General features: G+C 74.0%; 8 protein-coding genes. 6 read left to right on the top strand and 2 right to left on the bottom strand.

What is annotated here, in order from left to right:
- Nucleotides 1-126: 126 nt before the first annotated feature.
- Both ACWF9Z_RS27205 and ACWF9Z_RS27200 read right to left on the bottom strand, forming a co-directional pair.
- The gene (locus ACWF9Z_RS27205; protein ID WP_328299156.1) at nt 127-366 is read right to left on the bottom strand and encodes a chaplin; all 240 of its coding nucleotides are present in this window, start codon (nt 364-366) and stop codon (nt 127-129) included.
- Nucleotides 367-547: 181 nt separating this feature from the next.
- On the bottom strand, nt 548-1135 hold the full coding sequence (locus ACWF9Z_RS27200; protein ID WP_453606068.1) for a hypothetical protein: 588 nt from the start codon (nt 1133-1135) through the stop codon (nt 548-550).
- Between the two features lie 278 nt (nt 1136-1413).
- Between ACWF9Z_RS27200 and ACWF9Z_RS27195 the strand changes: the two genes are divergently transcribed.
- The 6 genes from ACWF9Z_RS27195 (at nt 1414) to moeZ (ending at nt 7711) form a co-directional block, all read left to right on the top strand.
- The gene (locus tag ACWF9Z_RS27195; protein WP_453606066.1) at nt 1414-1824 is read left to right on the top strand and encodes a rodlin; all 411 of its coding nucleotides are present in this window, start codon (nt 1414-1416) and stop codon (nt 1822-1824) included.
- 132 nt (nt 1825-1956) lie between these two features.
- On the top strand, nt 1957-3666 hold the full coding sequence (locus ACWF9Z_RS27190) for a DUF3492 domain-containing protein (RefSeq protein WP_453606064.1): 1710 nt from the start codon (nt 1957-1959) through the stop codon (nt 3664-3666).
- Nucleotides 3663-4583 (top strand): hypothetical protein, encoded by a 921-nt coding sequence (locus tag ACWF9Z_RS27185; protein ID WP_453606063.1) that lies wholly within the window; start codon nt 3663-3665, stop codon nt 4581-4583. Before ACWF9Z_RS27190 ends, ACWF9Z_RS27185 begins: the two co-directional genes overlap by 4 nt.
- A 117-nt stretch (nt 4584-4700) precedes the next feature.
- Nucleotides 4701-5735, top strand: a complete 1035-nt coding sequence (locus tag ACWF9Z_RS27180; protein ID WP_453606061.1) for an NAD-dependent epimerase/dehydratase — start codon at nt 4701-4703, stop codon at nt 5733-5735.
- The gene (locus ACWF9Z_RS27175; RefSeq protein ID WP_453606059.1) at nt 5723-6469 is read left to right on the top strand and encodes a spherulation-specific family 4 protein; all 747 of its coding nucleotides are present in this window, start codon (nt 5723-5725) and stop codon (nt 6467-6469) included. Before ACWF9Z_RS27180 ends, ACWF9Z_RS27175 begins: the two co-directional genes overlap by 13 nt.
- A 63-nt stretch (nt 6470-6532) precedes the next feature.
- Nucleotides 6533-7711 (top strand): adenylyltransferase/sulfurtransferase MoeZ, encoded by a 1179-nt coding sequence (gene moeZ / locus ACWF9Z_RS27170; protein WP_356654952.1) that lies wholly within the window; start codon nt 6533-6535, stop codon nt 7709-7711.
- The last annotated feature ends 33 nt before the right edge of the window (nt 7712-7744 follow it).

The following is a 7744-nucleotide window of genomic DNA, read 5'->3' as shown; positions in this document are numbered from 1 at the left end:
CGGGGGGTGTGCCTCGCGCCGCGGCGCCCCCACCGGGGCGCGGGCCCGGGCCCGCGGCCGCCCCCCGCGGGCGGGGCCCGCGGCGGGCCGGGCCCCCCCCCCCACAGGCGCGTGGTGCGTCTGACGTCAGTCGTTGACGCAGGTGTTGCCGAACGCCGGGTTCAGCGCACCGATCACGTTCACGGAGTTGCCGCAGACGTTGACCGGGACGTGGACCGGGACCTGGGCCAGGTTGCCCGAGAGGACACCGGGGGAACCCACGGCCGCGCCCTCGGCCGACGAGTCGGCCATGGCGGAGCCGGCGGCACCGGCCGCAGCGAGACCAGCGGTGGCCAGGACCAGGGCGGCCTTCTTGGCAGTGTTCATGGGAAGTGCACCTTCTCTTCGACGTTCTGCCCCGATGCCGGGGCTCACATCGAGCGAAACGGTCCGCCTGCCCAGACGACACGGTTCCGCGCGCGATCAGACCTGTTCAGCCCAATAGTCGTAACCGGCCAGCGCTCCGGGGGCCGGTTACGGGCCCTGGTGCGGGCCCGGTCCGGCTCCGTTACGGAAGGAGGTCCGGCATCGAGGGGACCGCCGGGACCTGGGGCACCAGACCCGCCGGCGCCGTGACCGGCACCGCCGGAACGGCCGGCACCGCGGGCACCGCCGGCAGAGCGGGCACCGCCGGCAGAGCGGGCACCGCCGGCAGAGCGGGCACCGCCGGCGCGGCGGGTACCCCGGGTACCGCTCCGACGGGGTCGGAGACCGGGAGGGCCGGGATGTCGGGGATCGGGATGTCGGGGATCTCCGGGATCGTCGGGAGCGGGAGGTCGGGGATCGCCGGGATCGCCGGCAGGTCCGGCAGCGACGGCAGCTTGATCTCGGGAATCTTGATCCCCGGGAGCAGGGTGCCCAGGCTCTTGGTCAGATCCGCGAGGATCTTGCCGACCTGCGCGAGGAGGTCGTCGATGGGGCCGGCGGCCGCCACCCTCGCATCGATCTGTTCCTGTGCCGCCTCCACCCGCTTCACGGCGGCGCCGGCACCGGCACCTTCGGCGGCGCCCGCGGGGGCGGCCGCGCCAGTGAGTATGACGACCGCGAGGGCCGACGGGACGAGGACGCGGATGCGGGACGCCTTGGTGCGGTGCATGGGTCTTCCTTTGATGGTCGTGCGCAAGCGGACCCGAGCGATCCGCCTCCTCACTCACCGTGCAAACACCTTTCACGGACCGCAACCGGACCGAGCGTCCGCACGCCCCGCTGCGGGCTGCGTACGGGCTTCGCGCACGTGTCCGGGGCCGATCCACCCGACCCGGTGAAACCTGGCTCTCCGCAGGCCGTTTGAGTGAAGCAGCGGAACCAACCCTCCGGGCGGGCAGTTGATCAGGGCGCTCCACTAGCGGGCACTCGTGCGACAAAAGGATCAAGATGCTCAAGAAGATCATGACTGCTGCCGCGGTCACCGCCGCCGCCGTCGGCGCGGGCGCTGCTGTCGCGGCCCCGGCCATGGCCATCGGCAACGACAACGGGGTCAACACCGTCAACGGCAACGGGTCCCAGCAGATCTACGGCAACCAGAAGACGACCGGCGACCTGAGCCCGCAGCTCGGCCTCGTCCAGGGCACCCTGAACAAGCCCTGCATCGGCCTGCCCGCCAAGGTCAACGCCCAGTCGCTGATCGCCCTGCTCAACATCGGTGTCCAGGACATCAACGTCCTGTCCAACCCGCAGAACCAGCAGTGCACCGAGAACTCCACCCAGGCCAAGGGCGACGAGCCGCTCTCGCACATCCTGGACAACATCCCGGTCCTGTCCGGCAACGCCTCGGTCGGCAGCTGATCTCCGCTCCCGTTCCCGGTCCGGGCGCCCGGCGCCCGTGGAGCGGCGCGGTGAGAACGATCCGCGGGATGTGACAGGCGGGTCACCGGACCCACGGCGACCGCCCGTAACGGGAGATCGGGGGTACCACTCATGCGGATCGGACTGCTCACGGAAGGCGGCTATCCGTATGCCACGGGCGAAGCGAGGCTGTGGTGCGACCGCCTCGTGCGCGGGCTCCCGCAGCACGAGTTCGAGCTCTACGCCCTGAGCCGCAGCGCCGAACAGGAAGAGCGCGGCCACGTGCCGCTGCCCGCCCACGTCACCCGGGTGCGCACGGCCCCGCTGTGGGCGCCGGCCGACGACGGCCGCAGCTACGGGCGCCGCGAGCGCCGCCGCTTCGCCGCCTCCTTCACCGAGCTGGTCCGCGGAATCTGCGCGGCCGACCCCGCACGGTTCGCCGACGGGCTGTACGCGCTCGCCGAACTCGCCTGGCAGCACGGCGGACTGTGCGCGGCGCTGCGCTCGGAGACGGCCGTGCGGGCGGTGGAGTCCGCCTGCCGCGCGCCGGGGGCGGACCGGACCGTACAGCGGGCCCAGGTCACGGACCTGCTGGAGTTCGTGGACGAACTGGAGCGCCTGCTGCGCCCGTTGTCCCTGGACTGGTACGAGGACCTCCGCGAGGCCGACGTCTGCCACGCGGCCGCGGGCGGCGTGGCCGCGCTGCCCGGACTCCTGGCCAAACGCTTCTTCGGGGTACCGCTCCTGGTCACCGAGTACGGGGTCCAGCTGCGGGCCCACTACCTGGAGCACACGGCGCAGGACGAGCGGCCGGCCGTGCGGGCCCTGCTCGCCGCCTTCCACACCCGGCTGGCCGGCGAGATCTACGCCCAGGCCGACCTGCTCACCCCCGGCAACGCGCATGCCCGGCGCTGGCAGGAGCGCTGCGGGGCGCCCCGCGACCGGCTCCGGACGGTCTACCCCGGGATGGAGGCGGACCGATTCGCCGCCGTCGGCGAGGACCCCGGCTGCGGGGACCCCGACACGCTCGTGTGGGTCGGCCGGGTGGAGCCCGCCAAGGACCTGATCGCCCTGCTGCACGCCTTCGCCGAGGTGCGCAGGGCACGACCGGGCGCCCGGCTGCGGATCTTCGCGACGGCCGTGGTCCCCGGATACCTCGGCGACTGCCGCTCGCTCGCCGCGCAGCTCTTCCCGGACGAGGCCGCCGACGCGCACGCGGTCGGCGAGAACCCGGTCACGTTCGAGGAGATCGGCGGACCCGAGGCCCCGCGTCCCGCCGACGCCTACGGCGCCGGGCGGGTCGTGGTGCTCTCCTCCGTCATCGAGGGCTTCCCCATCACCCTCGCCGAGGCGATGTTCTGCGGCCGCGCCACCGTCTCCACCGACGTCGGCGCCGTCTGCGAGGTGATCGGCGGAACCGGACTCGTGGTGCCGCCGCGCAACCCGCGCGCGCTCGCCGAGGCCTGCGTCGCGCTGCTCGGGGACCCCGAGCGGGCCCAGCGGCTCGGGTCGGCCGCCCGCGCGCGGGCCCTGGAGCTCTTCACCGTCGAGCAGAACGTCACCGCCTTCCACGAGTCCTACCTCCGGCTGCTCGCCCACGGCCCGGCCCGCCCCGACGGGGCCGGCGCCGGAGTCCCGTTCGAGCAGCCGCCGGAGGCCCGGGTCCCGGGCCACTGGGCCACCCCCACCTGGGCGGCGGCTCCCGCTCCCGACGCGGGTACGGGCCCCGGCGCCGCGGCCACTGCGGCCGAGCCCGGCGCGACGCCCGGCGCCGCATCCGGCCCCGAGCCGGAAACGGCGCGGTGCGCCGTGCCCCTCACGAGTGCGGAGGCACCGGTGTGACCGTTCCCCTGGACGAAGCCGTCCCCGTCGACCCGCCGGATCCGTCCCCGCGCCGCAGGCACCGGCCGGGCACGGACCCGGTCAAGGCGTTACTCCACCGCCACCGCGAGCTCTGCGAGCGCGCGGTGGACCCGCTGGACATCGCCGCCGGACTCGAGGCGCACGGCATCACCGACCGCACCGCCGCCCGCTTCCGCCACCGCGACGTCTTCTCCCTCGCGGAGGAGCTCTACGCCCGCACCACGAGGGCCCAGACCCCGCCCGCCGCGCCCGCCGGGCTCCCGGCCGGGCCCCGGGCGGTACGCGGCTTCGGCTACGCCGTGCTCCCCGGGGCGTTCGCCCTCGGAGCGGCCGCCGCCGGGGCGCCCTGGGCCGGAGCCCTCGCCGTGCTCGCCACCGTCGCGGGCCTCGGGCGCCCGGTCGGGCCCGGGCGGTCCGCCGCCGCGGGCCGGTCCGCCGCCCCCGTGTACCTGCTCGCCGCGGCCGTCGTCGGCTGGGCCGTGCTGCGCCACGGAACCGCGCTCGGGGCCGCCCTGGCCCTGGCCGTCGCCCCCGGGTACACGGCCGGCGCCTGGTTCGCGGCCCGCGCCCGGCGCAGGCTCGCCGCGAGCCGGGCCCTGGAGGACTTCGCCGACGGGGTGAGGCCGCTGCTCGTCGGCACGGTCCTGCTGTTCACCGCGGCCGCCGCGGGGGCGGCCGCGGTGGCCGGGGCCCCGCTGTCCACGGCCGTACCGCTCGCGGTGCTGCTGTTCCTGACCCGCCTGATGCTCGCCCACGGCGCTCCGCGCCGGGGCACCGCGGCGGCCCTGGCCGTCGCCCTGCTCCCGATCCCGGCGGCGCCGTTCGCCGCCGCGGCGGGACTCCTCGTACCCGCCGTCCTCGCCCTGTCGCGGGCTTCCGCGCATGCGCGTCCCTGAAGCCCTTCGGACCGACACCGAAGCGCCCGTACCCCTTACCCCCGTACCCCGGACCGACCCACCCCGCAAGGAGACACAGGACATGACCGGCCAGCCAACCGACCAAGGGGCCGCGCGATGAGGGTGCTGCTGATCGGAGCCAACGGATACCTCGGCCGCTACGTCGCGGACCGCCTGCTCGCCGACCCCGCGGTCCAGCTCACCGCGCTCGGCCGCGGCGACGACGCCGACGTCCGCTTCGACCTCGCCACCGGGAGCCCCGGCGCCCTCACCCGCTTCCTCGACGCCGTCCACCCGGGCGTCGTCATCAACTGCGCGGGCGCCACCCGCGGCGGCGCCCGGGAACTGACCCGGCACAACACCGTCGCCGTCGCCACCATCTGCGAATCGCTGCGCCGCAGCGGCTGCGGAGCCCGGCTCGTCCAGCTCGGCTGCGCCGCCGAGTACGGGCCCAGCCAGCCCGGTTCGTCCACGGCCGAGGACGCCGTGCCGAGACCGGGTGGACCGTACGGGGTGAGCAAGCTGGCCGCCACCGAGCTGGTGCTGGGATCGGGGCTCGACGCCGTGGTCCTGCGGGTCTTCTCGCCCGTCGGCCCCGGCACCCCGGCCGGATCCCCGCTCGGCCGGCTGGCCGAGGCCATGCGGCGCGCCATGCAGTCCGGGGACGGCGAGCTCAAGCTCAGCGGGCTCGGCGTCCAGCGCGACTTCGTCGACGTGCGGGACGTGGCACGGGCGGTGCACGCCGCCTCGCTGTCCGCGGCCCAGGGCGTGGTCAACATCGGCACCGGCCGGGCGGTGCGCCTGCGCGACGCGGCGTCCGTGCTGGCGCGCGTCGCCGGATACGCGGGCTCGCTGCACGAGCTCGACGTACCGCAGCACGGCCAGCACGGCCAGCACGGCCAGCACGGCCAGCACGGGCTCCCGGGCCGGCCCGCCGGTCTCGCCGCCATCGGCTCCCCGCGCACCGAGGCCACCGCGGAGCAGCTGGCCGCGGCGCAGGCCGCGCAGCCCCCGTACCCCTACCCGGACGGCTGCGGAGCCTGGCAGCAGGCGGACGTCCGTACCGCCCGCGACCGGCTCGGCTGGCGGCCCCGGATCAATCTGGAGGAGTCCCTGGCGGACATCTGGATGGAGGCGGCGTGCCGCATCTGAGCACTCCGGCGGCCACGGCGGCCACCGCGGCCGGCAACCTCGGCCTCGGCGCGCCCGGGTACGCCCATCCGCTGCTGGCCCCGGTGGAGTGGGCGGAACTGACCCGGCCCGGGACCCCGCTGCACTGGGCGGTGCTCAACGTCACGGACGGGCCGGGCGGCCGGCCCGACCCGCACTGCACCGAGGCGGCCGTGAAGCTCCGGGGCGCCGACGGCACGGTCCTCGGCCATCTCGCGATGCGAGACGGACAGCGGCCCTTCGGAGAGCTGGTCTCCGACGCCCACCGCTTCCGGGACTGGTACGGAGTCGGCGGGTTCTACCTCGCGGACGCCCCGGCCGGCCGGGCGGAGCTCGCCTCCGTGCGCCGGGTCGCGGACGCCCTGCGGGGGCTCGGGGAGGACCTGCGGATCGTCCTCGGACACGGCACCCACCCCTACGAGGGGTACACGGAGACCGCGGACCAACTGGTCACCTTCTCCGGCACTTGGGCCGACTACCGGTGGTCGCAGGTGGCCGAGTGGACGGCGGACCATCCTCCGGAGCGGTTCTGCCACCTCGTCCACGGGGTCCCGCGCACGCACCTGGAGGAGGCGACGCGGATCGCCCGCTGGCAGGGCGCGGGAACCATCTGGTTCACCGACCGGCGCGGGTCCGCGGCACGGGACCCGTGGGCGTCGATGCCCGGGTACTGGGACGATATCGTCTCGCGGATCGGACCGGGTGTCTCGGAATGAAGGAGGGCGTGGCAGTGTTACGGGAAGAACCACCGTTAAGACTTAATCATCTACGGAGTCCCCGTGTCGCTGCCACCCCTGGTAGAGCCAGCTGCTGAGCTCACCGTTGACGAGGTCCGTCGGTACTCCCGCCACCTGATCATCCCGGATGTCGGGATGGACGGCCAGAAGCGCCTGAAGAACGCCAAGGTGCTGGCCGTGGGCGCGGGCGGCCTCGGCTCGCCCGCCCTCATGTACCTGGCCGCGGCCGGCGTCGGCACGCTGGGCATCGTGGAGTTCGACGAGGTCGACGAGTCGAACCTCCAGCGCCAGATCATCCACAGCCAGGCGGACATCGGCCGTTCCAAGGCCGAGTCGGCCCGCGACAGCGTGCTGGGCATCAACCCGTACGTGAACGTGGTCCTTCACGAAGAGCGGCTCGAAGCCGAGAACGTGATGGAGATCTTCAGCCAGTACGACCTCATCGTCGACGGCACGGACAACTTCGCCACGCGCTACCTCGTGAACGACGCCTGCGTCCTGCTGAACAAGCCGTACGTATGGGGTTCGATCTACCGCTTCGACGGCCAGGCCTCGGTCTTCTGGTCCGAGCACGGCCCGTGCTACCGCTGCCTCTACCCGGAGCCGCCCCCGCCGGGCATGGTCCCGAGCTGCGCCGAGGGCGGCGTGCTGGGCGTGCTCTGCGCGTCCATCGGGTCCATCCAGGTCACCGAGGCCATCAAGGTCCTCACGGGCGTCGGCGAGCCGCTGGTCGGCCGCCTGATGATCTACGACGCCCTGGAGATGCAGTACCGCCAGGTCAAGGTCCGCAAGGACCCCGACTGCGCGGTCTGCGGTCCGAACGCGACCGTCACCGAGCTCATCGACTACGAGGCCTTCTGCGGCGTCGTGTCGGAGGAGGCCCAGGAGGCCGCGCTCGGCGCGACGATCACTCCCAAGCAGCTCAAGGAGTGGATCGACACCGACGAGCCGATCGAGATCATCGACGTCCGCGAGATCAACGAGTACGAGATCGTCTCGATCCCCGGCGCGAAGCTGATCCCCAAGGGCGAGTTCCTGATGGGCACCGCCCTCCAGGACCTCCCGCAGGACAAGCGCATCGTCTTGCACTGCAAGACGGGTGTCCGCAGTGCGGAAGTCCTCGCGATCCTGAAGTCCGCCGGCTTCGCGGACGCGGTCCACGTCGGCGGCGGCGTCATCGGCTGGGTCCACCAGATCGAGCCCGACAAGCCCGTCTACTAGGCAGTCATCCGGAGGGGCCGTATCCCGCCTGCG

The sequence above is a fragment of the Streptomyces sp. NPDC054961 genome (assembly GCF_053609145.1).
Note: the sequence above shows the minus strand (reverse complement) of the source record. Positions and strands in the feature narration are given on the sequence as shown.